The sequence below is a fragment of the Streptomyces sp. NPDC043908 genome (genome assembly GCF_056435525.1).
The window spans coordinates 1-25,635 of the sequence record NZ_JBWKEI010000007.1; the positions used below are offsets into that span (position 1 = coordinate 1).

The 25,635-nt window shown below is 72.7% G+C and carries 23 protein-coding genes; 5 read left to right on the plus strand and 18 right to left on the minus strand.

Annotation, left to right across the window (positions count from 1 at the left end; all coding sequences use genetic code 11):
* From AC069K_RS16850 to AC069K_RS16920, 15 genes are all read right to left on the minus strand, one after another.
* Window positions 1–200, minus strand: a 200-nt coding sequence (locus tag AC069K_RS16850; protein ID WP_478616745.1) for a flavodoxin-dependent (E)-4-hydroxy-3-methylbut-2-enyl-diphosphate synthase, incomplete at its 3' end; no start/stop codon positions are given.
* Between the two features lie 4 nt (window positions 201–204).
* Window positions 205–1,227: an adenosyl-hopene transferase HpnH gene (hpnH, locus tag AC069K_RS16855; protein ID WP_358834415.1), complete on the minus strand. Its 1,023-nt coding sequence runs from the start codon at window positions 1,225–1,227 to the stop codon at window positions 205–207.
* A 5-nt stretch (window positions 1,228–1,232) separates the two neighbouring features.
* A complete protein-coding gene (locus tag AC069K_RS16860; protein ID WP_478616748.1) occupies window positions 1,233–1,889 on the minus strand; it encodes a phosphorylase family protein in 657 nt (218 codons plus the stop codon).
* Window positions 1,889–3,883: a squalene--hopene cyclase gene (gene shc, locus AC069K_RS16865; RefSeq protein WP_478616751.1), complete on the minus strand. Its 1,995-nt coding sequence runs from the start codon at window positions 3,881–3,883 to the stop codon at window positions 1,889–1,891. The genes AC069K_RS16860 and shc overlap by 1 nt, the downstream gene beginning before the upstream one ends.
* Before the next feature lie 108 nt (window positions 3,884–3,991).
* On the minus strand, window positions 3,992–5,095 hold the full coding sequence (locus tag AC069K_RS16870) for a polyprenyl synthetase family protein (protein ID WP_365099903.1): 1,104 nt from the start codon (window positions 5,093–5,095) through the stop codon (window positions 3,992–3,994).
* Window positions 5,092–6,474 (minus strand): hydroxysqualene dehydroxylase HpnE, encoded by a 1,383-nt coding sequence (gene hpnE / locus AC069K_RS16875; RefSeq protein WP_478616755.1) that lies wholly within the window; start codon window positions 6,472–6,474, stop codon window positions 5,092–5,094. Before hpnE ends, AC069K_RS16870 begins: the two co-directional genes overlap by 4 nt.
* A gap of 136 nt (window positions 6,475–6,610) precedes the next feature.
* Window positions 6,611–7,561: a presqualene diphosphate synthase HpnD gene (gene hpnD, locus AC069K_RS16880; RefSeq protein WP_478616758.1), complete on the minus strand. Its 951-nt coding sequence runs from the start codon at window positions 7,559–7,561 to the stop codon at window positions 6,611–6,613.
* Window positions 7,558–8,451: a squalene synthase HpnC gene (hpnC, locus tag AC069K_RS16885; protein WP_365099897.1), complete on the minus strand. Its 894-nt coding sequence runs from the start codon at window positions 8,449–8,451 to the stop codon at window positions 7,558–7,560. The genes hpnD and hpnC overlap by 4 nt, the downstream gene beginning before the upstream one ends.
* A 429-nt stretch (window positions 8,452–8,880) precedes the next feature.
* Window positions 8,881–9,684, minus strand: coding sequence for an ABC transporter ATP-binding protein (locus AC069K_RS16890; RefSeq protein ID WP_478616761.1), 804 nt, complete (start codon window positions 9,682–9,684; stop codon window positions 8,881–8,883).
* Window positions 9,677–10,558 carry an ABC transporter permease gene (locus AC069K_RS16895; RefSeq protein WP_478616764.1) on the minus strand — a complete coding sequence of 294 codons (882 nt, stop codon included), beginning with the start codon at window positions 10,556–10,558 and terminating at the stop codon, window positions 9,677–9,679. Before AC069K_RS16895 ends, AC069K_RS16890 begins: the two co-directional genes overlap by 8 nt.
* A gap of 99 nt (window positions 10,559–10,657) precedes the next feature.
* The gene (locus tag AC069K_RS16900) at window positions 10,658–11,542 is read right to left on the minus strand and encodes a glycosyltransferase family 2 protein (protein ID WP_365099893.1); all 885 of its coding nucleotides are present in this window, start codon (window positions 11,540–11,542) and stop codon (window positions 10,658–10,660) included.
* Window positions 11,539–12,318: a CDP-alcohol phosphatidyltransferase family protein gene (locus AC069K_RS16905; RefSeq protein WP_358835495.1), complete on the minus strand. Its 780-nt coding sequence runs from the start codon at window positions 12,316–12,318 to the stop codon at window positions 11,539–11,541. The genes AC069K_RS16900 and AC069K_RS16905 overlap by 4 nt, the downstream gene beginning before the upstream one ends.
* Complete coding sequence (locus AC069K_RS16910; protein ID WP_478616769.1) at window positions 12,296–13,357, minus strand: iron-containing alcohol dehydrogenase family protein; 1,062 nt, start codon at window positions 13,355–13,357, stop codon at window positions 12,296–12,298. Before AC069K_RS16910 ends, AC069K_RS16905 begins: the two co-directional genes overlap by 23 nt.
* Window positions 13,345–14,082, minus strand: a complete 738-nt coding sequence (locus AC069K_RS16915) for a phosphocholine cytidylyltransferase family protein (protein ID WP_365099888.1) — start codon at window positions 14,080–14,082, stop codon at window positions 13,345–13,347. The genes AC069K_RS16910 and AC069K_RS16915 overlap by 13 nt, the downstream gene beginning before the upstream one ends.
* Complete coding sequence (locus AC069K_RS16920; protein ID WP_478617475.1) at window positions 14,079–15,932, minus strand: DUF5941 domain-containing protein; 1,854 nt, start codon at window positions 15,930–15,932, stop codon at window positions 14,079–14,081. Before AC069K_RS16920 ends, AC069K_RS16915 begins: the two co-directional genes overlap by 4 nt.
* 439 nt (window positions 15,933–16,371) lie before the next feature.
* Between AC069K_RS16920 and AC069K_RS16925 the strand changes: the two genes are divergently transcribed.
* Window positions 16,372–17,313 (plus strand): cation diffusion facilitator family transporter, encoded by a 942-nt coding sequence (locus AC069K_RS16925; protein ID WP_478616773.1) that lies wholly within the window; start codon window positions 16,372–16,374, stop codon window positions 17,311–17,313.
* Between the two features lie 187 nt (window positions 17,314–17,500).
* Complete coding sequence (gene idi / locus AC069K_RS16930; RefSeq protein WP_365099886.1) at window positions 17,501–18,094, plus strand: isopentenyl-diphosphate Delta-isomerase; 594 nt, start codon at window positions 17,501–17,503, stop codon at window positions 18,092–18,094.
* Here the strand turns inward: idi and AC069K_RS16935 are convergent.
* On the minus strand, window positions 18,069–18,569 hold the full coding sequence (locus AC069K_RS16935; RefSeq protein ID WP_365099884.1) for an ATP-binding protein: 501 nt from the start codon (window positions 18,567–18,569) through the stop codon (window positions 18,069–18,071). The two genes, idi and AC069K_RS16935, sit on opposite strands and share 26 nt — an antisense overlap.
* A 131-nt stretch (window positions 18,570–18,700) precedes the next feature.
* Window positions 18,701–19,369 (minus strand): HdeD family acid-resistance protein, encoded by a 669-nt coding sequence (locus AC069K_RS16940; RefSeq protein WP_478616778.1) that lies wholly within the window; start codon window positions 19,367–19,369, stop codon window positions 18,701–18,703.
* Between the two features lie 76 nt (window positions 19,370–19,445).
* Here AC069K_RS16940 and AC069K_RS16945 point away from each other — a divergent pair, with 76 nt between their 5' ends.
* The 3 genes from AC069K_RS16945 to AC069K_RS16955 all read left to right on the plus strand — a co-directional run bounded on the left by AC069K_RS16945 (window position 19,446) and on the right by AC069K_RS16955 (window position 23,898).
* On the plus strand, window positions 19,446–20,201 hold the full coding sequence (locus AC069K_RS16945) for an enoyl-CoA hydratase/isomerase family protein (RefSeq protein ID WP_478616781.1): 756 nt from the start codon (window positions 19,446–19,448) through the stop codon (window positions 20,199–20,201).
* A 393-nt stretch (window positions 20,202–20,594) separates the two neighbouring features.
* Window positions 20,595–21,458 carry an SCO6745 family protein gene (locus tag AC069K_RS16950; RefSeq protein ID WP_478616784.1) on the plus strand — a complete coding sequence of 288 codons (864 nt, stop codon included), beginning with the start codon at window positions 20,595–20,597 and terminating at the stop codon, window positions 21,456–21,458.
* 67 nt (window positions 21,459–21,525) lie between these two features.
* Window positions 21,526–23,898, plus strand: a complete 2,373-nt coding sequence (locus tag AC069K_RS16955) for a Tex family protein (RefSeq protein WP_478616787.1) — start codon at window positions 21,526–21,528, stop codon at window positions 23,896–23,898.
* 162 nt (window positions 23,899–24,060) lie between these two features.
* Here the strand turns inward: AC069K_RS16955 and AC069K_RS16960 are convergent, their stop codons facing one another.
* The gene (locus AC069K_RS16960; RefSeq protein ID WP_478616790.1) at window positions 24,061–25,389 is read right to left on the minus strand and encodes a glycosyltransferase family 2 protein; all 1,329 of its coding nucleotides are present in this window, start codon (window positions 25,387–25,389) and stop codon (window positions 24,061–24,063) included.
* Between the last annotated feature and the right edge of the window lie 246 nt (window positions 25,390–25,635).

Here is a 25,635-nt window from a genome sequence, read left to right on the forward strand (position 1 = left end):
GACGCCGTCAGCTCCGCGATCTGCTGCAACGTCGCCCCGACATCCGACGTCCGCGTCGTCGTCATCGACTGCACCGACACCGGCGCGTCACCGCCAACCGCCACCGACCCGACCTGGATGCGCCGCGAGGGGCGGCGCTTCGCCAGGAGCCGGGCCGGCGGCGCGGGGAGGCCCAGCGCGACGGGCTCTCCGGTCCTCATCACGTCACCCGCGGTTTCCCCGCACGGTCTCGCGGACCGCGCGCAGCGACTCCTTGAGCGACCCCATGGTCGCGAGGACGGCGGTGGGCTCGTAGCCGCAGTGCGCCATGCAGTTGGCGCACCGGTCGTCCTTGCCCCGGCCGTACTTGTCCCAGTCGGTGTCCTCGACGAGCTCCCGGTAGGTGGGGACGTACCCGTCGCTCATCAGGTAGCAGGGCCGCTGCCAGCCGAAGAGCGAGTAGTTGGGGATCGCCCAGGCCGTGCACGGGAAGTCCGCCTTGCCCTCCAGGAAGTCCAGGAAGAGCGGTGAGTGGTTGAGCCGCCAGCGGCGGCGGTTGCCGCCGGAGAACGCCTTCTTGAACAGCTCGCGGGTCTGCTCGACGCCCAGGAAGTGCTCCTGGTCGGGCGCCTTCTCGTAGGCGTACGCGGGCGAGATCATCATCTCGTCGACCTGGAGGTCGTCGTTGAGGAAGTTGAGCACCTCGATGATCGTCTGGGGGGTGTCGGTGTTGAAGAAGGTGGAGTTGGTGGTGACCCGGAAGCCGCGCCGCTTGGCCTCCTTGATCGCCGCCACCGCCTCGTCGAAGACGCCCTCCTTCGCCACCGACTCGTCGTGCCGCTCGCGCAGCCCGTCGATGTGCACGGCGAACGCGAAGTACGGGGACGGGGTGAACTTCTCCAGCTTCTTGCGCAGCAGCAGGGCGTTGGTGCAGAGGAAGACGTACTTCCTCTTCGCCACCAACTGCCGCACGATCTCGTCGATCTGAGGGTGCATCAGGGGCTCGCCGCCCGCGATGGAGACCATGGGGGCGCCCGACTCCAGGACGGCGCCCACGGCCTGGGCCACCGGCATGCGCTGCTTCAGGACCCCGGCCGGGTGCTGGATCTTCCCGCAGCCCTCGCACTTCAGATTGCAGGCGAAGAGCGGCTCCAGCTCGACGATCAGCGGGAACTTCTCACGCTTGCGGAGCTTCTGTTCAAAAAGATAGGTCCCGACCCTGATGGACTGGCGAAGCGGCATGGCCATCTGGCTCACCTCCTGGGGAGCGGCAAAGAACGGTGCCATTCAAAGAAAGCGGGAAGGACGGCACGGAGAACACGGAAAGCCGATATTCCACCGCGTACCGTGCCGATACGGACGAGTTCATGTTCCGGAGCGTCCACGACCACCCGTACGGCCGCAACCGGACGCTCTCCGGCCCCGACGGCGCTCCACAGCGTCGCCGCGGACTCCATGTCCACGGCGATCGCCCCGGTCGCGCGCAGCTCGGCCCGTTCGTGACCACGCACCACGTGGTCGGAGCCGATGAGCGGACCGGTGTGCACGGTGCGACCGGGCAGCGCCGCGCTCAGCGCCTTGGCCAGCACCTCCGTACCCACGCAGGCGGTCGTGCCGCGCGGGTCGCGGGTCTCTTCGGCGACGACCAGGTCCCCGGGGTGCATCCCCGGGGCCAGGCCGGCGCAGAACCCGGAGGCGATCACGGCCGCCTCCCGGTTCGCCGCCGTGCCCAGGCCGCGCAGTACGGCCCGTTCGGCGGCCCGGGGCCCCATGCCGCTGCGCAGCACGGTCACCACCTGGCCGGGCGTCCGGCCCCGGCCGCCGCTGCGCAGTGCCAGCTCCTCGATGGTGAGCGCGCAGGCGACGAGCAGCGGCACCGGTTCCGGGACGGCGGCGGGGTGTACGTCCATCACTTCCCCTTGCGGCCGTTGAGGGAGAACGGTTCTCCGTGGACATAGCGGCCGAGCGCGGTGAGCGGGAACACCTGGCGATAGAGGTGGTAGTTGATCGAGAAGTCCCAGGGGAAGCCGGTGCCGGTGAAGTACGGCTCGTCCCAGGAGCCGTCCGCCCGCTGGGTCGCGGCGAGCCAGGCCACGCCCCGCTCGACCGCCCTGCTCTCCCGCCGCCCCGCCGCGAGGAGCGCCAGCAGCGCCCAGGCGGTCTGGGAGGCGGTCGAGACGCCGTGCCCGATCCACTCCTCCTCGCGGTAGGAGCGCAGGTCCTCGCCCCAGCCGCCGTCCTCGTTCTGCACCGACTCCAGCCAGCCGACGGCCCGGCGGATCGCCGGGTGCGAGGCGGGCAGCCCGGCGGCGGTCAGCGCCGGGACCACCGAGCCGGTGCCGTAGACGTAGTTGACGCCCCACCGCCCGAACCAGGCGCCGCTCGCCTCCTGTTCGGCCAGCAGCCAGTCGATCCCGCGCCGGGCGCGCGGCTCGTGGGCGCGGCCCTCGACGGCCAGCATCTCCACGACGTGCGCGGTGACGTCGGCCGACGGCGGGTCGATGACCTCGCCGAAGTCGCAGAACGGCAGCCGGTTGGGGAACGGGCTGGTGTTGTCGGCGTCGAAGGCGCCCCAGGCCCCGTTCTTCGACTGCATCCCGAGCGTCCAGCGCGCGGCCCGGCGGATCGCCCCCTCGACCCGCTCGGGGTCGGGGTGGCGCACCCGGCGCAGCGCGAGGATCACCTCGGCGGTGTCGTCGATGTCGGGGTAGTTGTCGTTGTGGAACTCGAACGCCCAGCCGCCCGGCGCCAGTCCCGGTTTCTTCACCGACCAGTCGCCCGGCCGGACGATCTCCTCGCCGAGCATCCAGTCGACGGCCTTGACCAGGGCCGGGTGGTCGGCGGGCAGCCCCGCGTCGGCGAGCGCGATGGTGGCCAGGCACGTGTCCCACACCGGGGACTGGCAGGCCTCGATCATCCGGGAGCCGTCCTCGCGCCACACCGCGAACCGGTCCAGGGATTCGAGGCCGGCCCGCATCACCGGGTGCTGGAGGTCGTAGCCGAGCAGATGCAGGGCGATCACCGAGTAGACGGCGGGCGGCTGGATGCCGCCCCAGCACCCGTCGTTCTCCTGGCGCTCGACGATCCAGCGGGCGGCGGTGTTCATCGCGGCCCGGCGCAGCCGGCGCGGGGCGAGGCGGTGGTAGAGGTGCAGCGCCTTGTCGAGCCGCTGGAAAGCGCCGTCCCAGCTGGCGACCGGGGCCAGGGGCTTCGCCGGGTTGGGGTCGCGCGCGTCGGTGTGCAGTTCGTCGAGCGCGAAGGGCGCGGGCCGCACCGGCCGCTTGGCGGAGACCACGGTGAGCGGCACGATGGTTTGCCGGGCCCAGCAGCCGAAGTCGTAGATGTTCAGCGGGAACCACGAGGGCAGGAAGATCAGCTCCGGCGGCAGCTCGGGGAGGTCGTCCCACTTCCACCAGCCGAACAAAGCCAGCCAGATCCGGGTGAAGACCCGGCAGGCGGCGATGCCGCCCTGGCTCCTGACCCACGACGAGGCCCGCACCATGTGGGGGTCCTCGGGCCGGTCACCGGCGAGCCGCAGCGCCACGTACGCCTCGACGGTGGCGGAGAGCTCGGGCGGGCCGCCGTAGAACGTGGCCCAGGTGCCGTCCTCGCGCTGCTCGCCCCGGATGTGGAGGGCGGCCGCGGCGACCGTCTTCTCGTCCTGGATGCCGAGGAACTGACGCAGCAGCAGGTCCTCGGCGTCCATGGTGACGTTGGTCTCCAGGTCGCCCTTCCACCAGCCGAGGTCGTCCTGTCCGGCGAGCAGGTGCTCCACCGCCCGGTCCACCGCCCGCCGGGCGGCGTCGAGCACCTCGTCCGCGCCCGGTGGCGGCGCGGTCGTCCCACTGGCCGCGGCGGCGGGGGGCCGCGTGGCCCCGGCGCTTCCGTCGGTCGTCGCTGTCATGGCTTCCCCTTAATGCAAGTGCAGTGCTACTTCTGCTGTGCTGGGGTCTCCGTCGGAGCGGCCCGTGGCGGGCCCCTCCGGCGACGTCGCGTCATATGCGAATGGTGATCATCTCTTCCGTACGACGACGAAGTCGGCCAGGGCGGTCAGCTGCGCCCGCACCCGCTCGGGCATGTCGACGGTGCCCAGCGCCTCGATCGCCACGGCGTGCTGCCTGCGGGCCTCCTGCGAGGTCCACTCCCGGCCGCCGGCCTCCTCGATGAGGGCGGCCCGGGTGGCGAACTCCTCCTCGGAGAAGGTGTCGAAGTCGTTGCTCTTGGCGTCGGCGGCGAGCAGCTCGCCCAGCCGCTCGGAGGCCGGGCCGCCCGCCGCGAGGGCCGCCACCACCGGCAGGGACTTCTTGCGCTGGCGCAGGTCGCTCCAGGTCTGCTTGCCGGTGGCCTCCGGGTCGCCCCAGATGCCGAGGAGGTCGTCGACGGCCTGGAAGGCGAGGCCGAGGTGGTAGCCGTACGCCTCCAGCGTGTCGGCCGTGCGGTCGTCCGCGCCGCCGAGGACCGCGCCGATGGAGCAGGCGCAGGCGAGCAGCGCGCCCGTCTTGTTGCCCTCCATCTCCAGGCACTCCTCGACGGTGACCCGCTCGCGGTGCTCGTAGGAGATGTCCTGGGCCTGGCCGTCGATGAGCTTGCGGCTCGCGGTGGTCAGCCGGCGCGTGGCGCGCCCGGCCTCGACCGTGCCGAGCTCCAGGAGGACCTCGTTGGCCAGCGCGAACAGCGCGTCGCCGACGAGGATCGCCTGGGCCGGGCCGTGCACCTTCCAGACCGTGTCGCGGTGGCGGCGCTGCTCGTCGCCGTCCATCAGGTCGTCGTGGAGCAGCGAGAAGTTGTGGACGAGCTCGACCGCGACCGCGCCGGGCACGCCGACCTCGGGGCCGGCCCCGGCGGCCTCGGCGGACAGCAGGGCGAGGGCGGGCCGCACGGCCTTGCCGCCGTCGCCGTCCGCCGGGTTGCCCTGGGCGTCGATCCAGCCGAAGTGGTAGGCGGCGACGGTGTCCATGGGAGCGGCGAGCCGCTCCACGGCCGTGCGCAGCACCGGCGTGGACAGCGTCCGTCCGCGCTCCAGAAGCGCGGCGACGTCCACGGTGTCGACAGCCGAGTTCGCCGAAGGCACAGTCGCCACGGTCTCTCCTCTAGTTCCAGTGCTGCTAAGGGTCATGCCGCCTCCTGAAGCGGATGGACGTGGGAGCGGCCGAGTACGCCGAGGGCCGCGCCCGCGGCGCTGAACCCGCTGCGTACCGCGCTCTCCATCGTCGCGGGCCAGCCGGTGGCGGTCCACGCGCCGGCCAGGTAGAGACCGGGCGCACGCGTGTGCGAGCCCGGACGCAGCCGTCCGACGCCGGGGGTGGGGGCGAACGTCGCGGTGCGCTCCCGGGTCACGAAGAAGTCCCGTACACCCGCGCCGCGCGCGGCGGGCAGCAGCCGTTCGAGCTCGGGCAGATAGCGCGCGCGCAGCGCGGCCACCGGCTCGTCGATCTCGTCCCCGGCGGCCGACTGGGAGACCGCCAGGTACTGGCCGCCGCCGGTGAGCCCGGAGGACTCGGTGCGGTCGAAGACCCACTGCACGGGCGTGCCGAGCGCGGCGAAGAACGGCTGCCGCAGCACCTTGCGGTCGTAGACGACGTGCAGGTTGAGGATGGGGGCGGTGCCGATGTCGAGCAGCTTGCCGGGGTCGTCGAGGGCGCCGTGGGGCAGCAGGTCGTGCGCCTCGCGCTGCGGGACGGCGAGGACGACCGCCTCGGCGTCCAGCGTCTCGCCGCCGGCCTCGACCCGCCACACGCCGCTCTCGGTACGGGCGAGGGACTCGGCCTTGGTACGGGTCTCGACGCGGACCCCGGCCTCGGCGAGCGCCTTGCGGGCCAGCGTGTCGTGGAGGTCGCCCAGCGGTACGTGCGCCCAGCCGATGTCGGCGGCGCCCGGCTCGGAGAGCAGCCCGGTCTTGAAGACCATCGCGGCGAGCCCCAGGGAGGCGTGCGGCGCGGTCGCGTTCAGGGTCGCCACGCCCACCAGGTCCCACAGGGCCTCGACGGTACGGGCGGACTGCCCGTGGCGGCCGAGCCAGGTGGCGAAATCCACCCCGTCGAGCGCCGGGTCGGCGGGGTCGAGGCCCTTGAGCGCGAGTGCGGCGCGCCCGACCGAGGCCCGCTCGGCGAGCGAGAGGTGCGGATAGGTGGCGAGGCTGCCGGCCAGGTGCAGCGGCACCGGCAGCGCGGTGCGGCGCAGCCTGCCGAGCCGGGGTCCGCGCGGGTGGGCGACGTCCAGGACGGGCACGTCGAGGCGGCGCTGGAGCGGCGCGAGGTGGGCGCCGCCGATCCGGTCGAGGAACCAGCGGTAGGCGGTACAGCAGCGCAGATAGACGTGCTGGCCGTTGTCGACGGAGAGTTCGCCGCGCCGGAAGGAGAAGGCGAGGCCGCCCAGCCGGGGGCGGCTCTCGACCAGGGTCACGGCCAGGCCCGCGCCGGCCAGTTCCAGCGCGGCGGTGACGCCGGCCAGACCTCCGCCGACGACCACCGCGCGTTCGGGCTGCGGGGTTGTCATGCGCCCTCCCCTTCGGCCGGGCCGGCGTCGTGCGCACACCGGGCCGTCGCAGTCAGGGACGCCCCGGCCGGGGCCGGGGTTGCACGCCCGGGGCACGTAAAGCTGCTCGGCCGCACGTCCAGGTGCCCATGGGCCATCAGGCGCGCCTCCTGGCGGTCTGCCGGGAGACGGTCCGGGTGTCGAGCCCGGACAGCCCGCGTACCGCCACGTACGCCTTCTCCCTGCCGGGCAGCGAGACCCGGCCGCGCAGCACGGCCTCGGGGTCGCGCTCGATGCGGTCGAGCAGCCGGCGGTAGATTCCGGCCATCGCGGCGACGCACGCGCCGCTGCGCCGGTCGAGCATCGGCAGCAGCCGGTAGCCCTCGGCGAACAGGGCGCGGGCCCGGCGCACTTCGAAGTGGACCAGGCCCGCGAAGTCGGATCCTGCGGGTGGAGTCGAGGTGTGGAAGCCCGCGGCGCACCCGAACTTGGCCAGGTCGTCGGCGGGGAGGTAGGTGCGTCCGTTGCCCGCGTCCTCGCGAACGTCTCTGAGGATGTTGGTGAGTTGCAGGGCCAGGCCCAGCGTGTCGGCGTACTCCGCGGCGCGCTCGGCGCCCGGTGCGCCCGGTTGTGTACCGAACACGCCCAGGGAGAGCCGGCCGATCGCGCCCGCGACACACCGGCAGTAGGCCCTCAGGTCGTCCCAGGTCTCGTAGGTCTCGCCGTGCACGTCCATGAGGACGCCGTCGATGAGCTCGTCGAGCCCGTCCAGCGGGATCGGGAAGCGGCGCGCCGCGTCCGCGAGCGCCACGGCCACCGGGTCGGTGTCGTCCTCCTCGACCGCGCCCCCGGCGATCCGGCCGAGCAGCGCGCGGGTGTCCTCCAGGCGCTGCTTCTTGGCCTCGGGGGCCAGGGCGCCGTCACCGATGTCGTCGACGCGCCGCGAGAACGCGTAGAGCGCGGACATCGCGTGGCGCTTGTCGGTCGGCAGCAGCCGGATGCCGTACGCGAAGTTGCGCGCCTGCTGTCCGGTCACCGCCTCGCAGTAGCTGTACGCGGCCTGTACCGGCGCGGACGCGTGTGCGTGTGGATCCACGGTCCGGCTCACCCCTCTCTACGCGCTCTACGCAACACGGCTCCCACTTCGCGCAGCAGACTGGACTTGGTGGGCTTGGGCGGTCCAGGGAGCACGTCGTGGCCGGCGGCCGCCACCGCGTCGAGCGCGGCGCGGCCCCCGGCCACGAATCCGGCCAGCAGCAGCCTGAGTCTGCCGTGGACGCTACCCACCAGGGAGGTGCCTTCATTCAGGAGCCGTGCGGCGCGTTCCGCTTCGAACGCGACCAGGGCGCGCACCGACGCGCCCCCGCTCGGGGCGGCCAGATCGGCCTCGGTGACATGGAACCGCTTCATGTCCTCGGCGGGCAGATAGATCCGGTCCCGGCCGAGGTCCTCGGTGACGTCCTGGAGGTGTTCGACGATCTGGAGCGCGGTGCAGACGGCGTCCGAGCGGCGGACGCGCTCGGGGCTCTCGGTGCCGGTGATCGCCAGCACCAGGCGGCCGACGGGATTGGCGGACAGTGCGCAGTACGCGACGAGGTCGTCGTAGGTCTCGTACCGTGCGACCCGCTGGTCCTGCCGGTTCGCCGCGATGAGGGCGAGGAACGGGTCGGGGGTGAGCGAGCGGCGGCGGACCGTGGGCTGCAGGGCCCTGAGCAGCGGGTGGCGCGGGGTGGAGTCGAAGACGCGGCGCAGATCCGCCTCGAAGGCGTCGAGCATCACGAGCCGGTCGTCCGCGTCGGCCGGGGCGAGGCCGAGGTGGCGGGCGTCGGCGCCGCCGGGCGCGAGGTCGCCGTCGCCGATGTCGTCGACCAGGCGCGCGTAGCCGTACACGGCCATCAGGTCGTCGCGCCAGGCGCGGGGCAGAAAGAAGGGGGCCACCGGGAAGTTCTCCGCCGTGGCCTTGTCGAGCGTGGTGCGCGAGGGGGAGTCGGTGCGCACGTCCCGGACACCTGTCACCGGGGGCCGCCCGGTACGGGAACGGCGGAAGTCTCGCGCAGGTGGAGATTTCCCGTAGCCATTGCCGTCACATCTCCCGTTCTACACCGCCGACCCAAAACATCCCATTTCGGACACGCCGCCGAGCCTCCCGAGTGGAGAACGGCTCCCGCGCGGGGTGCCCGGGGCGGTACCGCCCATCCGTCACGATCAACACCGGTACAGCTTACGTTGTACAACGCCTGACAACACGTCGGGGTGTTGCGCGCATTACAAGAACACTTCAATCCGCGCCAACCTTCCCCCGGCCCGGGCGACTTGACGCAGCCTTGACGTTCCGGCCCGTCATGAGCACCGCCCCCAGGGACGCGAAAGCCCCCGCCGGGGTTGATCGACGGGAGCTCTCGACGGCGTACGGGCGGTGACCGGGTGTCAGCGGCCCGTCTCCTTCTGGTAGGCCTTGACGACCTCGTCGGTCGGCCCGTCCATCAGGAGCTCGCCCCGCTCCAGCCAGAGCACCCGGTTGCAGGTGTCCCGGATGGAGCCGATGCTGTGGCTGACCAGGAACACCGTGCCGGCGTGCTTGCGCAGCTCGCGGATGCGCTCCTCGGAGCGGATCTGGAACTTGCGGTCGCCCGTGGCCAGCGCCTCGTCGATCATCAGGACGTCGTGGTCCTTGGCGGCGGCGATGGAGAACCGCAGCCGGGCCGCCATGCCGGAGGAGTACGTCCGCATCGGCAGGGTGATGAAGTCGCCCTTCTCGTTGATGCCGGAGAAGTCGACGATCTCCTCGTACCGCTCCTTGATCTCCTCCCGCGACATGCCCATGGCCAGGCCGCCGAGGATGACGTTGCGCTCGCCGGTCAGCTCGTTCATCAGCGCGGCGTTGACGCCGAGCAGCGAGGGCTGGCCGTTGGTGTACACCTTGCCCTTGGCGGGCGGCAGCAGTCCGGCGATCGCCCGCAGCAGGGTCGACTTGCCCGAGCCGTTGGTGCCGATCAGGCCGATCGCCTCGCCGCGGTAGGCGGTGAAGGAGACGCCCCGCACCGCGTGCACCTTGCGCATGCCGCGCGACTCGCCGGCGTCCCGCCGCACGATCCGGCTGAGCGCGGCGGTGGCGCTGCCCCGCCCGCCGCCCCCGCCGTTGACCGTGTACACGATGTGCACGTCGTCGGCGATGACGGTCGGGATGCGCTCGCCGCTCGCGTCGGCGATGCGGATGTTGTCCTCAGCCACGGCCGTACTGCTCCTCTGCCTTCCAGAAGTACACGAAGCCCGCGGCGCCCACCACGAGGGCCCAGCCGGCCGCCAGGGCCCACACGTGCGGCGGCAGGTTGTGGGCACCGTAGCCGTCGATCATGGAGTACCGCGCCAGGTCCATGTAGACCGCGGCGGGGTTCACCTGGAGGACCTGGGCGAGCCAGTCCGGCTTGCCCTGGAGGACCACCTTGATGCTGAACATGACGCCGGAGGCGTACATCCAGGTCCGCAGGACGAACGGCATCAGCTGGGCGAGGTCCGGGGTCTTGCTGCCGAGCCTGGCCATGATCAGCGCCAGACCGGTGTTGAAGACGAACTGACACGCCAGGACCGGCACCATCAGCAGCCACGACGCCATCGGCATGGTCCCCGACGCGACCACCACGAGGACCAGGACGATCATCGAGAACAGCAGCTGCTGGAGCTGCTGGAGCGCGAAGGAGATCGGCAGCGAGGCGCGCGGGAAGTGCAGCGCGCGCACCAGGCCGAGGTTGCCGGAGATCGCCCGGACGCCCGCCATCACCGAGTTCTGGGTGAACGTGAAGACGAAGATGCCCGTCACCAGGAACGGGATGTACACGTCCGAGGGGATGCCGCGCTTGGCGTTCATCAGCACGCCGAAGATGAAGTAGTAGACCAGCGCGTTGAGCAGCGGGGTGGCCACCTGCCAGATCTGGCCGAGCTTCGCCTGGCTGTACTGGGCGGTCAGCTTCGCCTGCGAGAACGACAGGATGAAGTGGCGCCGCCCCCAGAGCTGGCGGCAGTACTCACGCAGCCCCGGCCGGGCGCCGCTCACCGCCAGGCCGTGCTTGGCGGCGAGTTCCGCCGGGGACAGAGTTGTGTCACTCACAAGAGGAAACTTTCGCTTTCAAAGAAGTACGCCCGATGGCCGTGGGCCGAAGTGCCCGGGGCCGGACGGCCACGCCCGATGTGCTCCGACCCGAGAGTGTCAGATGACGGGCGGCCGGCCCAGCCGGGTCAGCCGCCAGACCGTGCGCCACTTCATGGGGCGGCGCGGACCGCAGGGAGTGGTCCAGCCCTCCTTGAAGCCGCCGAACCACGCCTTGAGGGCGGGCCCGGAGGGCTTCCTGGCGAGCGTGAGCAGCATCCAGACCCCCAGGTAGACGGGGACCAGGAGGGCCGGCAGGTTGCGCCGGGCCAGCCAGACCCGGTTGCGGGCCACCATCCGGTGGTAGACCGCGTGCCGGGAGGGCGCCGTCGTCGGGTGGTACAGGACCATGTCCGCGCGGTAGTCGATCATCCAGCCGGCGTCCAGCGCCCGCCAGGCCAGATCGGTCTCCTCGTGGGCGTAGAAGAACTCGTCGGGCAGGGCACCGACCTCCGCGAGGACCCTCGTCCGTACGGCGTTGGCGCCGCCCAGGAAGGTCGTCACGCGCGAGGAGCGCATCGGGTCGGAGGCGCGCAGCCGCGGGACGTGGCGGCGCTGGGTGACCCCGGTCTCCGGGTCCGCGATGCGGAAGCTGACGATGCCGAGCCTGGGGTCCTCGGTGAACGCGCGGCGGCACAGCTCGGCCGTGTCGCTGTTGGCCAGCAGCCCGTCGTCGTCGAGGAAGAGCAGGATGTCGACCTCGGCGCCGGACGGGCCGAACGCCTCGATGCCGACGTTGCGCCCGCCGGGGATGCCCAGGTTCTCGGGCAGCTCCACGGTCCGTACGCCCTCGGGGACGTCCGGGACCGGGGCGCCGTTGCCGACCACCACGACCTGGACCGGGTCGCCGTCCTGCTTGGCGACCGAGTCGAGCAGCGCGCGCAGTTCCTCGGGGCGGTTGCCCATGGTGATGACGACCGCGCCGACCTTCAGCGGGGCGCTCACTTGAGCCTGCTGGAGGCGAGGATGGACACCAGGTGCAGCACGCTCTGGAGCAGCGCGATGCCCGCGAGCACCGCGACGCCGAGCCGCGAGAAGTACAGGTCGCCGCGGGCGTGGTCGACCAGCGCCAGGACCAGGATCAGCAGGGACGCCTCGATGCCGAGGATCAGCCGGTGGAACTTGAGCGCCCCGGCGGCCCGGCGGGCCAGCGCCATGCCGGAGGAGCGCGGCTCCGAGGCCGTCTCCTTGACCGGGGGCTTGCCCTGCTGGTGGCGGGCGACGCCGACCAGGTCGGTCTCCGACTTGATCATGACGGCGCCGAGCGCCGCGAGGGTGCCGAGGAAGGCCCAGAGCCAGTCGATCCGCCCCGAGCCCCAGATGTCGGCCGCCCGCAGACCGAAGCCGACCAGGACCGCCGCGTCGCACACGTAGGCGGCGACCCGGTCCACGTAGACGCCGGTCATCGAGTACTGCTTCTTCCAGCGCGCCACCTCGCCGTCGACGCAGTCGAGCAGCAGGTACAGCTGGACCATCACCACGCCGAGCACGGCGCCCCAGATCCCGGGGACCAGCAGGGCCGGGGCCGCGAGGGCGGCGGCGACGGTCATCACATAGGTGAGCTGGTTGGGCGTGACGCGGGTGGTCACCAGGTGCCGGTCGACGCGCAGGGAGACCTCGCGCATGTAGAGCCGGCCGCCCCAGTGCTCGCCGCTCCGCCGGTCCTTGACGCCCGGCGGGTGCACGACCGGGCGGAGTTCAGCTACCGATGGCTTTTGCATAGTCGGCGTAAGCGTCCTTGATCTGGTCTGCGGACAGGTTGAGGTGTTCCAGGATCGTGAAACGGCCCGGCCGGGTCTGCGGCGCGTACGCCACCGCCCGGACGAACTCGTCGGCGGAGAAGCCGATCTCCTGAGGGAGCACGGGCAGGCCGTGCCGCCGCAGCACCTGGGCGAAGAGGCCGGACTTCTCGGCGGCGCCGCGCAGGTGCATGGCGAAGGCGGCGCCGAGGCCGACCTGCTCGCCGTGGAGCGCGGAGCGCTTGGGGTACAGCAGGTCGAAGGCGTGGCTGATCTCGTGGCAGGCGCCCGAGGAGGGCCGGGTGTCGCCGCTGATCGACATGGCGATGCCGGAGAGCACCAGTGCCTCGGACAGGACGGTGAGGAACTCGTCGTCGCCGACGCCGCCGGGGTGGCGCAGCACGGACTCGCCCGCGGTACGGGCCATGGCCGCGGCCAGACCGTCCACCGGCTCGCCGTTGACCCGGTGCGACAGCTCCCAGTCCGCGATGGCGGAGATGTTGGAGATCACGTCGCCGACGCCCGAGCGGACGAACCGGACCGGGGCCTCGCGGATGACGTCGAGGTCGATGACCATGGCGATGGGTGTGGGCACCCCGTAGGAGCCGCGGCCGTTGTCGTTGTCGAGGATCGACACCGGCGAGCAGATGCCGTCGTGCGAGAGGTTGGTGGCGACCGCCACCATGGGCAGCCCGACCCGCGCCGCGGCGTACTTCGCCACGTCGATGATCTTGCCCCCGCCCAGGCCGACGACCGCGTCGTACCGCTTGCCCTTGATGTCGTCGCCGAGGCGCACGGCCGAGTCGATGGTGCCGTCCGCGACCGGGTACCAGTCGGCGCCCGGCAGCACCGGCGCCAGCTTCTCGCTCAGCGCCTGGCCCGAGCCGCCGCTGACCGCGATCGCCAGCTTGCCGGAGGCCGAGATCCGCTGGTCGGCCAGGAGGCCCGCCAGGTCGTCCAGGGCGCCCCGGCTGATGTCGACGACGACCGGCGACGGGATGAGCCGGGTCAGTACTGGCACGCGATCTCACGGCCCTTCGCGAGGTCGTCGTGGTTGTCGATCTCGACCCAGGAGACCTCGCCGATGGGCGCCACGTCGACGGTGAAGCCGCGGTCGACGAGCTCCTGGTAGCCGTCCTCGTAGTAGAGGTCGGGGTCGCGCTCGAAGGTGGCCTTCAGAGCGTCCGCGAGCTCCTCGGCCGCCTCCGGCTCGATGAGGGTGACGCCGATGTACTCGCCGGTGGCCGTCTCCGGGTCCATCAGCTTGGTGATGCGCCGCACGCCCCCGCCGGGCTCGGTGATCACCTTCATCTCCTCGTCGGCGAGGCGCTTGACGGTGTCCAGGGCGAGGATGATCCTCTTGCCGTCGCCGCGGGCGGCCAGCAGCGTCTTCTCGACGGAGACCGGGTGCACGGTGTCGCCATTGGCGAGGATGACGCCCTGCTTCAGGACCTCACGCGCGCACCACAGGGAGTAGGCGTTGTTCCACTCCTCGGCCTTGTCGTTGTCGATCAGCGTGAGCGTGACGCCGTAGGTGGCCTCCAGCTCCTCCTTGCGGGCGTACACGGCTTCCTTGCGGTAGCCGACGACGATCGCGACCTCGGTCAGACCCACCGCGGCGAAGTTGGCCAGGGTGAGGTCGAGGACGGTGGTGTCGCCGTCGACGGGCACGAGGGCCTTCGGGAGCGTGTCGGTGTAGGGGCGCAGACGCCGTCCCGCACCGGCTGCGAGTACGAGGCCGATCATGCCGTTTCTCCTTCGTCATGTACTGCGGGGGCTCCGGAGGACACCCAGAAGCGGATGGACTCCACGACCACCAGGAGCGCCAGGGCCACCGCGAGGGCGGTGAGCGCCAGGGTGAAGTCCGTGCCGCGGCCGGCGAGGGCCGCGGCGAGCACCGCGACCACCAGCGTCCGCCCCTCGTGGCCGCCGGCCAGGCGGACCAGCAGGCGCGGCGGCGCGCCGGAGCCGCCCTTGATGCGGTAGACCGTGTCGTAGTGATGGTAGGCGACCGCCGCCACCAGTCCGAAGGCCGCGGGCAGGGCCCCGTCCACCTCGGAGCGGGCGGCGAGGGCCAGGACCGTGCCGTACTCGGCGGCCCGGAAGAACGGCGGCACCAGCCAGTCCAGGGCGCCCTTGAGGGGCGCGGAGACCGCGAGACCGGAGGTGATCGCATAGAAGACCGCCGCGACGATCATCTGGCGGCTGCCGAAGGGCTGGGTGAGCGCCACGGCCACCAGCGCCACGGCGCCGGCCGCGGCCACCACCGGGGCGGTCCAGGCGCCCTTGATCCGCAGACGGCTCGCCGCCACGAGCTCGGCGAGCGGCCCGCTGTCGGCCAGCTCCGCGAGGGCCAGCGCGGCCCGGTCGGTACGGGTGGCGCGGCGGCTCAGCGAGCGCAGCACCCGCCCGGCCGTGGTGTAGCAGGCCGCGAACGCGCAGCCGATCAGCAGCGCGTAGAAGACGGTCCGGGGGGTCGTCACCGCGGTGAGCACGGCGATCATCGCCCAGCGCTCACCGATCGGCAGCACGATCATCCGGCGCACCCACACCGTCCAGCCGACGGAGTCGAGCCTGTCGGAGAGGGCGGCGGTGGGGCTGGTGTTGCCGTCCGCGCCGGTGCCCACGACGTGCGCCTCGTTGAAGGAGAAGTCCACGACGTGGCGGCAGGTCTGGAGGACCATCGCGCCGAGCGCGAGCGCCCACACGTCGTCGGTGCCGCCGCCGCGGGCCGCGCCGATCGCCAGGCCCGCGTAGTACGCGTACTCCTTGGCCCGGTCGAAGGTGGCGTCCAGCCAGGCGCCGAGCGTGGAGTACTGGAGCGAGTAGCGGGCGAGCTGCCCGTCGGTGCAGTCCAGGACGAAGGAGAAGAGCAGCAGCACGCCGGCCGCCACGAAGCCGGCGCGGGTGCCGGTCGCCGCGCAGCCGGCCGCTATCAGCGCGGTGAGCAGCGAGGCGGTGGTGACCTGGTTGGGGGTCAGGCCCCGCCGCGCGCACCAGCGGGCGAGGTAGCGCGAGTACGGGCTGATGCAGAAGGTGGTGAAGAACCCGTCGCGGGACTTCACGGCGTTGCGCAGCCGGACGGCCTCGTCGTCCACCGCGTCCACGGCCCTGCGGGCGGCGAAGGCGGCCTCCGGCCCGACGGGCACGGTGGCCACCAGCGAGCCGAGCTCGGGGCGGTGCACGGCGACGCCGCCGTCCTGGAGGGCGGTGGCGAGGCGGTCGGTGAGGACACCGGTGCCGGTGGCGGGGGCGTTGACGGCGACCGCCGCGCCCCCTTCGGCGACGGCGGCGGGCCCGGTCCGGTCCGCGAGGGCGCGCGCGAGCGCGGGACGGGCCTCCGCCTGGACGGCCAGGGCACCGGGGATCGCCGCCGCCGGGAACCGGGGGTCGGTCAGGGCGAGGCGCAGGGCGTGCGTGTGGCCCACGAAGGACGGGTCGACCAGGGCGACCCGCTCACCGGGCGGAACCTCGGCGAGCAGGCCGGGCAGGTCCTCGGGCCGCTGGGCGGACCGTACGTCGAAGCCCAGCGAGCGCAGCTCGGGCCCGAGCTGCGACCCGGGGACCGGCAGGCCGGTCAGGATGGCGGTCGACAGACGAACTCACTCCTTGGAGCTGGCATGGCTGATGTCCGGCACCGGCCCGGAACAAGCGGCGGGCGGCGTGTCGGCAGAGGCTATCGGGAGGCTATCGGATGCGGGGAACCGGGAGTTCATCGCCTGTTTACGCCCCGATCGGGCCCTGCGGCAGGGGGCTGCCGCGTGGATCATCATCGTCGATCAAGGCCGCGCCCCACAAACCGCCCCCCGCTCGCGGGGACCGGGGGCACGCGCCGTCGCCCGCGCCCGCGCACCGCTGTGACCTGCGAGGCCTGTACACGGCTCGCACACACCCGGCAGCGCGGACATTTCCGCAGGTCAGAGCAGATGACAACGGTGTTCAGTGCCGTGTTGCCCCATACCCCCCGCCCGTAGTTCACTGACCCTCCGTACGCAGATCGCACAACCATGCCAAGAGTCTGAGAGGTGGCCTTCCATGGGGGCTGGGCACGACCACGGGCACGCGCACGGCGGGCCGGCGCCGACCGGGACGGCCGCCGCGGCGTACAAGGGACGGCTGCGGGTGGCCCTGGGCATCACGCTGGGCGTGATGGTGATCGAGATCGTCGGCGGCCTGCTGGCGGACTCGCTGGCCCTGGTCGCGGACGCGGCGCACATGGCGACGGACGCCCTGGGGCTCGCGATGGCGCTGCTCGCCATCCACTTCGCCAACCGCCCGGCCGGCCACAACCGGACGTTCGGCTACGCCCGGGCCGAGATCCTGGCCGCGCTCGCCAACTGCCTGCTGCTGCTCGGCGTCGGCGGATACGTGCTGTACGAGGCGGTGCAGCGGTTCGTCGAGCCGACCGACACCTCGGGTGCGACCACGATCGTTTTCGGCCTGATCGGCCTGGTCGCCAACATGGTCTCGCTCTCGCTCCTGGTCCGCGGCCAGCAGGAGAGCATCAACGTCCGCGGCGCCTTCCTGGAGGTGCTCGCGGACGCGCTCGGCTCCGTGGCGGTGCTGGTCTCGGCCGCGGTCATCATGACGACCGGCTGGCAGGCCGCCGACCCCATCGCCTCGCTGGTGATCGGCCTCATGATCGTCCCGCGTACGGTGAAGCTGCTGCGCGAGACGCTGGACGTCCTGCTGGAGTCGGCGCCCCAGGGCGTCGACATGAGTGAGGTCCGGGCGCACATCGTGGCGCTGCCGGGCGTCGAGGACGTCCATGACCTGCACGCCTGGACGATCACCTCCGGGATGCCGGTGCTCTCGGCCCATGTGGTGGTCAGCCAGGAGGTGCTCGACTCGGTGGGCCACGAGCGGCTGCTGCACGACCTCCAGGGCTGCCTGGGTGACCACTTCGACGTGGAGCACTGCACCTTCCAGCTGGAGCCGAGCGGCCACGCGGCCCACGAGGCCCGGCTCTGCCACTGACGGCCGCCCACCGGGCGACATCTCGCCCGTATGTTCGATGGTTCCGCGCCGGTGCGGCTGGGCACGATCCCTTCTTCGGCGGTGTCGCACACCCGGCGCATTACGGACATGCGCTGCCCGTCGAAGTGCGGACACGCCGCTTTTGTACGGCAGACTTGGCAGCCGAGGACCGAAGCGAAGGATGGTTATGCCGACCACACCAGCCACTACGGCGAGCAGCTCGTCGAACGGGACCGCCGAAGAGATCATGCTCGAACTGGTCGACGAGAGCGGCACCACCATCGGCACCGCGGAGAAGCTCTCCGCCCACCGGGCACCGGGCCTGCTGCACCGGGCCTTCTCGGTCTTCCTCTTCGACTCCTCGGGCAAGCTGCTGCTCCAGCGCCGCGCGCTCGGCAAGTACCACTCCCCCGGCGTCTGGTCGAACACCTGCTGCGGGCACCCCTACCCGGGCGAGTCCCCCTTCGCGGCGGCGGCCCGGCGCACCCACGAGGAGCTGGGCGTCTCGCCGTCGCTGCTCGCCCAGGGCGGCACGGTCCGCTACAACCACCCGGACCCGGAGTCGGGCCTGGTGGAGCAGGAGTACAACCACCTCTTCGTCGGTCTGGTGCAGTCGCCGGTGCGGCCGGACCCGGAGGAGGTCTACGAGACCGCCTTCGTCTCGCCGCAGGAGCTGGCCGCGCTGCACGAGCGGGCGACCTTCTCGGCCTGGTTCATGACGGTGCTGGACGCGGCCCGGCCCGCGGTCCGCGAGCTCACCGGGCCTGCCGCGGGCTGGTGACGCCGCCCGGGGCCGGGGCCAGCGGCAGGGCCACCCAGATGATCTTGCCGCCGCTCGCCGTCTGCTCGACGTCGCAGGCCCCGCCCGCCTCGTAGGTGATCTCGCGGACCAGCAGCAGTCCGCGTCCGCCGGTCTGGCCGTAGTCGGTCTCCAGCGCCTTGGGGCGGTAGGGGTGGTTGTCCTCCACCGAGACCCGGATCCACTCGGCGCCGATGGCCACCTCCACGGCCACCTGCGGGGAGAGCAGGGCCGCGTGCTTGACCGCGTTGGTCACCAGCTCGGAGACGATCAGGAGCAGGCCCTGGACGAGGTCGTCGTGGACCGGCACGCCCTGGCGGTGGAGCAGGTCGCGCACGGCGTGCCGGGCCTGCGGGACCGAGGCGTCGACGGCGGGGGCCGTGAAGCGCCAGACCCCCTCGTACGGGAACGGCCTGGCCGGTGCGGCGTCGGGTGGCACGCTCCCGCGGATCTCCATATTCCGGCACCCACCCTCGCAGTCGGCTGTCAGGCTCTTGGTCAAGAGTGGGGAGTGACCTGGTCCGGACCGGCGGACTGAACAGAAGTCAGCGTGTATCGACGCCTTCTGATCGCCATCGCCCGCCGATGTCACTTTTCAAAGCGTGCCTGATCGCGATCTGACGGCTTTGCCAGGGCTTGCGGGGGTGTCTGCGATACGGACGCACTCCCCCGGGCGTCCGCGCCCGCCCGTGGTTCGGTGACCAGACCCACGATGTGCCGTCCGCCGATGCCGAGCGCGATCAGGCCGAGACCGTCGAAGAGCAGCGCGAGCGAGAAGAAGCAGCCGATCACATAACGGCTGCTGCTCGGCCAGCTGGCGAGGACGAGCACCCCGAGCAGCACGCCGAAGGCGCCCTGGACCAGCGTCCAGCCCATCTGCGGCCCGCGCACCACGACGCTGCCGGCGAGCCGGAACACCCCGCCGGTGAGGAAGAGGAGCGCGGCGAACATCGTCAGCGCCTCGGCCGAGCCCTCCGGGCGGCGGATGACCACCACACCGGCCGCGATGTTCAGGGCCGCGACCACCACGCCGAGCCAGAAGTAGTTGGCGCCGCGCGACTGGATCGCGTGGGCGAGCCCGACCACGCCGCCCACCAGGAGCAGCCAGCCGAACAGGAGCATCGACGTCAGGGTCGCCACGCCCGTGTAGACGAGGCCTACCAGTCCCGCGAGCGCGAGGACCGCGCCGAGGACGGTCAGTCGGCCGAAACTGCGGCGGAGCTTCCTGCTGTCACGTGCGGATGCGGGTGCAACCATCAGCGTCTCCTCGTGGCATCGCCGGGTCGGCCCCCTCTTGATCATAGGAGCGGTCCGCCCGGATAGCATCCGGCGCATGGAGCCGCAGCTGGAGCACACCGTGGCCGACGGCGTGGCCACCGTCGTCATCAGCAACCCCGCCAAGCGCAACGCGATGACCGCCGCGATGTGGCGGGCGCTGCCGCCGCTGCTCGACGGCCTGGCCGCCGACCGTGCCGTACGGGCGCTGGTGCTGACCGGCGCCGGGCCGACCTTCTGCGCGGGCGCCGACATCTCCTCGCTGCGGGCGCCCGGCCCGGACGAGGACCCCCGGTCGCTCGCGGTGGACGCCGAGGAGGCGCTCGCCGCCTTCCCCAAGCCGACGCTGGCCGCCGTGCGCGGCCACTGCGTCGGCGGCGGCTGCCAGCTCGCGGCCGCCTGCGACCTGCGCTTCGCGGAGGAGGGCGCCTCCTTCGGGATCACGCCCGCCCGGCTCGGCATCGTCTACGCCTCCTCCTCAACCCGGCGTCTGACCGCCCTGGTGGGACCGGCGACCGCGAAGTACCTGCTCTTCTCCGGCGAGCTGATCGACACGGCGCGGGCGCTGCGGACCGGCCTGGTGGACGAGGTGCTGCCCGCCGGTGAGCTGGACAAGCGGGTGGCCGGGTTCACCCGTGTCCTCGCCGCCCGCTCGCAGCTGACCCAGGCGGCCGCCAAGGAGTTCGCGAACGGCCGCACCGACCGGGACGCGTACTGGAACGAACAGGCCCGCGCCAGCGGCGACACGGCCGAGGGCGTCACGGCGTTCCTGGAGCGCCGTGCGCCGCACTTCGACTGGAGCGCGTCGGGCTGAGCCCGGACGGGGCCGGGGGGCGGGGCTGAGCCGGGCGGTCGGCCGAGCCGGACGGGGCCGAGCCGGGCGGTCGGCAAAGCCGGACGGGGCCAAGCCGGACGGGGCCGAGCCGGACGGGGCCGAGCCAAGCCAGGATGTACGGCTCCGAGGCGGGCTGGGCCGGGCCGAGCAGGGCCGGGCCGGGTGGGTCCGAGCCGGACGGGGCCTGAGATGGACGGGGCCTGAGATGGATTGGCCCGAGCGGGGCGTCGTCGCAGCTGGGTGCTGCCGCGTCGGGCGTCCGCGCCCCGCCAGGCCGCGTCGCGGGGTGGGGGCGCCCCGTGCCCCCGGCCCCGGCGCGCCCGTTTCCCCCCGGGGCTTCACTCCGTACCGACCAGTCGGTAACGTGCGGGTATGACGTCTCTCCCGCCCCGCGCCGGCCGCCACTGCCACAACTCCGTCAACCCGCTGCACTCGACGGTCTACTTCTCCCCCGACTACCACGACGAGCTCAAGCAGCTCGGCGTGGAGGACGAGCGCGCGGCCTACTTCGCCGGGCGCGCCGCCGCCCTGGGCGCGGTCGGACCCGGCACCATCACCGCCACCTTCTACAACTTCAACCACGAGCTGGTCGCCCGCCACGTTCCGGCCGTGTGGGACATCGCCTCCCCCGAGGCGATCCTCGACGCCCGGCTGCGGGCCGCCGACCGCACCCTGCGGCGCCTGCTCGGGGACGACGTCGTGGCCTCGCCGGAGATGGCCGAGGCCGCCCGCCTCGCGCTGCGCGCCACCGAGGGCTGCACCCGCCACGCCCGGCCGCTGTACGCCGCCCACGCCGATCTGCCGGTCCCCGAGGAGCCGCACCTGGCGTACTGGCACGCGGCCACGCTGCTGCGCGAGCACCGGGGCGACGGCCACCTGATGGCCCTGCTCGACGCCGGACTCGACCCGCTGGAGGCGCTGGTCAGCCACACCGCCACCGGCAAGGGCATGGCACCGCGCTGGGTGCTGGGCTCGCGCGGCTGGCGGCGCGCGGACTGGGAGGCGGCCGTCGCCCGGCTGCGCGAGCGCGGCCTCCTGGACGCCGGGGGCGAGTTGACCGAGGCGGGCACCGCACTGCGCGCCGAGATCGAGGACCGCACCGACCGGCTGGACCTCGCCCCGTACGAGCTGCTCGGCGCCAAGGGCGTGGACCGGCTGACCGAGCTGGCCCGGGGACTGCTGATGACGGCGGTGGCCGCGGGGGCGTTCCCGGCCGACCTCATCGGCAAGGGCTGACCCCCTGTTGTCGGTGCCGCCTGCCACAATGGCGCCTTCAGGCTCTGCGAGAAGGCGGTACGGGAACGTGACGACGTCCATCGAAGGCAGGATCGCCGAGGAACTCGGCGTACGGGAGCGGCAGGTGAAGGCCGCGGTCGAGCTGCTCGACGGCGGGTCGACCGTGCCGTTCATCGCGCGCTACCGCAAGGAAGCGACCGAGATGCTCGACGACGCCCAGCTGCGCACCCTGGAGGAGCGGCTGCGGTATCTGCGCGAGCTGGAGGACCGCCGCACGGCGGTCCTCGACTCCGTACGCGAGCAGGGCAGGCTCACCGAGGAGCTGGAGCGGCAGATCCGCGCCGCCGACACCAAGGCGCGCCTGGAGGACATCTACCTGCCCTTCAAGCCCAAGCGGCGCACCAAGGCGCAGATCGCCCGCGAGGCGGGCCTCGAACCGCTGGCGCAGGGGCTGCTCACCGACCCGTCGGTGGAGCCGCTCACCGCCGCGGCCGCGTTCGTCGACGCGGACAAGGGCGTCGCGGACCCGGCCGCGGCCCTGGACGGCGCCCGCGCCATCCTCACCGAGCGGTTCTCCGAGGACGCCGACCTCATCGGCGAGCTGCGCGAGCGCATGTGGACCAAGGGCCGCCTGGTGGCGAAGGTGCGCGCGGGCAAGGAGGAGGCGGGCGCCAAGTTCGCCGACTACTTCGACTTCACCGAGCCGTTCACCGCGCTGCCCTCGCATCGGGTCCTGGCGATGCTGCGCGGCGAGAAGGAGGACGTCCTCGACCTCGTCCTGGAGCCCGAGGGCCCGCAGGACGCGGAGACCCCCGGCCCCTCGGCGTACGAGAACATGGTGGCGCGCCGCTTCGGCGTCGCGGACCGGGGGCGCCCGGGCGACAAGTGGCTGGCCGACACCGTCCGCTGGGCGTGGCGCACCCGGATCCTGGTCCACCTCGGCATCGACCTGCGGCTGCGGCTGCGCACGGCCGCCGAGGACGAGGCGGTGCGGGTCTTCGCGTCGAACCTGCGCGACCTGCTGCTCGCCGCCCCGGCCGGCACGCGCGCGACGCTGGGCCTGGACCCCGGGTTCCGTACGGGCGTGAAGGTGGCCGTCGTGGACGCCACGGGCAAGGTCGTGGCGACGGACGTCATCCATCCGCACGTCCCGGCGAACCGGTGGGACGAGGCGCTCGCCAAGCTGGCCCGGCTCGCCAAAGAGCACGCGGTCGAGCTCGTCGCCATCGGCAACGGCACGGCGTCCCGCGAGACCGACAAGCTCGCCGGGGAACTGATCGCCAAGCACCCCGAGTTGAAGCTCACCAAGGTGATGGTCTCCGAGGCGGGCGCCTCCGTGTACTCGGCGTCGGCGTTCGCCTCGCAGGAGCTGCCGGACATGGACGTGTCGCTGCGCGGCGCGGTCTCCATCGCCCGCCGCCTCCAGGACCCCCTCGCCGAGCTGGTGAAGATCGACCCCAAGTCGATCGGCGTCGGCCAGTACCAGCACGACCTCTCCGAGGTGAAGCTCTCGCGCTCGCTGGACGCGGTCGTGGAGGACTGTGTGAACGGCGTCGGCGTGGACGTCAACACCGCGTCCGCGCCGCTGCTCTCGCGCGTCTCGGGCATCGGCGCCGGACTCGCCGAGAACATCGTGGCGCACCGCGACGCCAACGGCCCGTTCCGCTCCCGCAAGGCGCTCAAGGACGTGGCGCGCCTGGGTCCGAAGGCGTACGAGCAGTGCGCGGGCTTCCTGCGCATCCGCGGCGGCGACGACCCGCTGGACGCCTCCAGCGTGCACCCCGAGGCGTATCCGGTGGTGCGCCGGATGGTGAAGACGACGGGCAGCGAGGTCGCGGCGCTGGTCGGCAACACGGCGGTGCTGCGGTCGCTGCGGCCGGACGACTTCGTGGACGACACCTTCGGTCTGCCGACGGTGACGGACATCCTGCGCGAGCTGGAGAAGCCGGGGCGCGACCCGCGGCCCGCCTTCAGGACGGCGACCTTCAAGGAGGGCGTCGAGAAGATCGGCGACCTGGAGCCGGGGATGGTCCTGGAGGGTGTGGTGACGAACGTGGCGGCGTTCGGCGCGTTCATCGACATCGGGGTGCACCAGGACGGTCTGGCGCATGTCTCGGCGCTGTCGGACAAGTTCGTGAAGGACCCGCGCGAGGTGGTCAAGCCGGGCGACATCGTCAAGGTGAAGGTCCTGGACGTGGACGTACCGCGCAAGCGGATCTCGCTGACGCTGCGGCTCGAGGACGAGACGACGGCGAACGCCTCGGGCGGCGGGCCGAAGCGGGAGCGGGGTGCGCGGCCGCCTCAGCAGCGTCAGCAGCAGCGGCGCGGGGGCGGTGACCGGGACCGCGGCGGCCGCCCGGCGCCGCCGCCCCCGGCGAACGGGGCGATGGCGGACGCGCTGCGCAAGGCGGGGCTGCTGGACCCGAAGGGGCGTCGCTGACGGCTCGACGGACGGTTACCTGCGGTGACCTCGGCCGCGGGTCCGCTGTGGCCGGCCGCGCGGTTCCCCGCGTGTCCTGAGCAGCACGGTGACCTCGGCTCCGGGTTTGCTGTGGCCGGCCGCGCGGTTCCCCGCGTCCCTTGGGAGGCGCGGGGGGATGGGTTACGCCTCCAGGGCCACCGGGCCCGTCGTGGACGGTTCCGCGTTGCGGCGGGTCTTGGCCCACCCGTTGCGGCCCCGGGCCGTGCGGACGAAGGCGCGCGCCGAGACCACGAAGAGGTGGTACGCGTACAGCCATAGCGCCACGCCCCACACCAGCGCCGTCAGGCGGGACGCGTCCGGGGCGTGGTCGCGCCGGTAGACCGGCCCCCACAGCACGAACGGGCCGATGGCCAGGGCCGCGAGCACCGGGGTGAGCGGCCACAGGACGAGCGGGCCGAGGCCGCCCAGGACCAGCATCGCCGCGGTCAGCGCGAGCGTCAGCAGATGCGCCACCGGCTGGCAGAAGGTGTACAGCGTCTCCAGCACGCCCCGGCCCCCGTAGTGCCGTGACGAGACGATGCGCGGGGCGTAGCGCACGCACTGGAGGTTGCCCTGCGCCCAGCGGGTGCGCTGGGTGAGCAGGCGGCGGGCGTGCGGCAGGCCCTCCTGGGAGACCCAGGTGTCGGCTATGTGGGTGATCCGGTAACCCGCGAGGATCATGTGGAGGCCGAGCTCGTAGTCCTCCAGGAGCGCCCCGCGCTGCCACGGGCGGCGCTCGGCGTCGGCTATCCGGTCGAGCGCGGAGAGCCGGGTGAACTGGCCGTTCCCCCCGAGGCCGACCGAGCCGGTGCGGACGCGCAGCAGCTGCATCCCGGCGTTGGAGACGGCGAACTCCATGTCCTGGACGCGGACCAGGAGCCGCGCGAAGGCGTTGGCGGCCCGGCCGCGCCCGGGCAGCGGACGCGGGTCGTCCACGTTCCGCATCCGCACACCGACCTGCACCCCGCCGATCCCCGGGTCCCCGAACGCGGCCGGGCCCGAGACCAGCTCCAGGGCGCGCGGGTCGAGCCGCCCGTCGGCGTCCACCACGCACACCACGACCCGGTCGCGGTCGGCGTCCTCGGCCAGGAACTCGCCGAGCTGGTCGTACGCGGCGTTCAGCGCGTCGCCCTTGCCGGTACGGGCGTGGGGGCGCACCCGGCGTACGAGGTGGACCCGGCGGTCGTCCTCCGCGAGCGCGGCGACGATCAGCCCGGTCCGGTCGTCGCTGTCGTCGTCGACGACCCACACGTGCGCGGCCGGGAAGTCCGCGCGCAACTGCCTGACGGTGGCCCCCACGACGGCCTCCTCGTCCCGGCAGGGCACGAAGAAGTGCCAGCCGAGAAGGGCGGGGTCGCCGGCCTCGGTCCGCCCCCGGTTGAGGTAGGCGTGCCGGGCCCCGGCCCAGTAGAGGAGGAAGCAGGCGAGGAGGAGGAAGGGGAAGAGATAGAGGAACAGGCTGTCCAGCATGGGGCTTTCCGGTGGGTCGGGAAGGGGGTGGAGGGGGGGCGGTTCGGGGGCGCGGGGCGGGCACCTGGGCGGCGTCCCGGGGCGCGGGGACCGGCGCGTGCGGCCGACCGCGACCGCCGGCGAACGGCCGGTGCGGTCCGCACGACGCGCTCGCGGTCCCGACGACGCGGCCCCGCTGAAGGGACGCGGGCAACCGTGGGGGGCTGCCCTCGCAGGCGAGGCGAACCGCGCGTGCGGACCGCGACC

Bases quoted from the DNA above. Each gene is read 5' to 3' on its own strand.
- AC069K_RS16905 (WP_358835495.1), bottom strand. From the start codon at position 12,318: ATGCAAAAGCCATCGGTAGCTGAACTCCGCCCGGTCGTGCACCCGCCG.
- shc (WP_478616751.1), bottom strand. From the start codon at position 3,883: ATGACAGCGACGACCGACGGAAGCGCCGGGGCCACGCGGCCCCCCGCC.
- AC069K_RS16870 (WP_365099903.1), bottom strand. From the start codon at position 5,095: ATGACCCTTAGCAGCACTGGAACTAGAGGAGAGACCGTGGCGACTGTG.
- idi (WP_365099886.1), top strand. From the start codon at position 17,501: ATGCCGACCACACCAGCCACTACGGCGAGCAGCTCGTCGAACGGGACC.
- AC069K_RS16950 (WP_478616784.1), top strand. From the start codon at position 20,595: ATGACGTCTCTCCCGCCCCGCGCCGGCCGCCACTGCCACAACTCCGTC.
- AC069K_RS16945 (WP_478616781.1), top strand. From the start codon at position 19,446: ATGGAGCCGCAGCTGGAGCACACCGTGGCCGACGGCGTGGCCACCGTC.
- AC069K_RS16925 (WP_478616773.1), top strand. From the start codon at position 16,372: ATGGGGGCTGGGCACGACCACGGGCACGCGCACGGCGGGCCGGCGCCG.
- AC069K_RS16960 (WP_478616790.1), bottom strand. From the start codon at position 25,389: ATGCTGGACAGCCTGTTCCTCTATCTCTTCCCCTTCCTCCTCCTCGCC.
- hpnE (WP_478616755.1), bottom strand. From the start codon at position 6,474: ATGACAACCCCGCAGCCCGAACGCGCGGTGGTCGTCGGCGGAGGTCTG.
- AC069K_RS16940 (WP_478616778.1), bottom strand. From the start codon at position 19,369: ATGGTTGCACCCGCATCCGCACGTGACAGCAGGAAGCTCCGCCGCAGT.
- AC069K_RS16860 (WP_478616748.1), bottom strand. From the start codon at position 1,889: ATGGACGTACACCCCGCCGCCGTCCCGGAACCGGTGCCGCTGCTCGTC.
- AC069K_RS16935 (WP_365099884.1), bottom strand. From the start codon at position 18,569: ATGGAGATCCGCGGGAGCGTGCCACCCGACGCCGCACCGGCCAGGCCG.
- hpnH (WP_358834415.1), bottom strand. From the start codon at position 1,227: ATGGCCATGCCGCTTCGCCAGTCCATCAGGGTCGGGACCTATCTTTTT.
- AC069K_RS16915 (WP_365099888.1), bottom strand. From the start codon at position 14,082: ATGATCGGCCTCGTACTCGCAGCCGGTGCGGGACGGCGTCTGCGCCCC.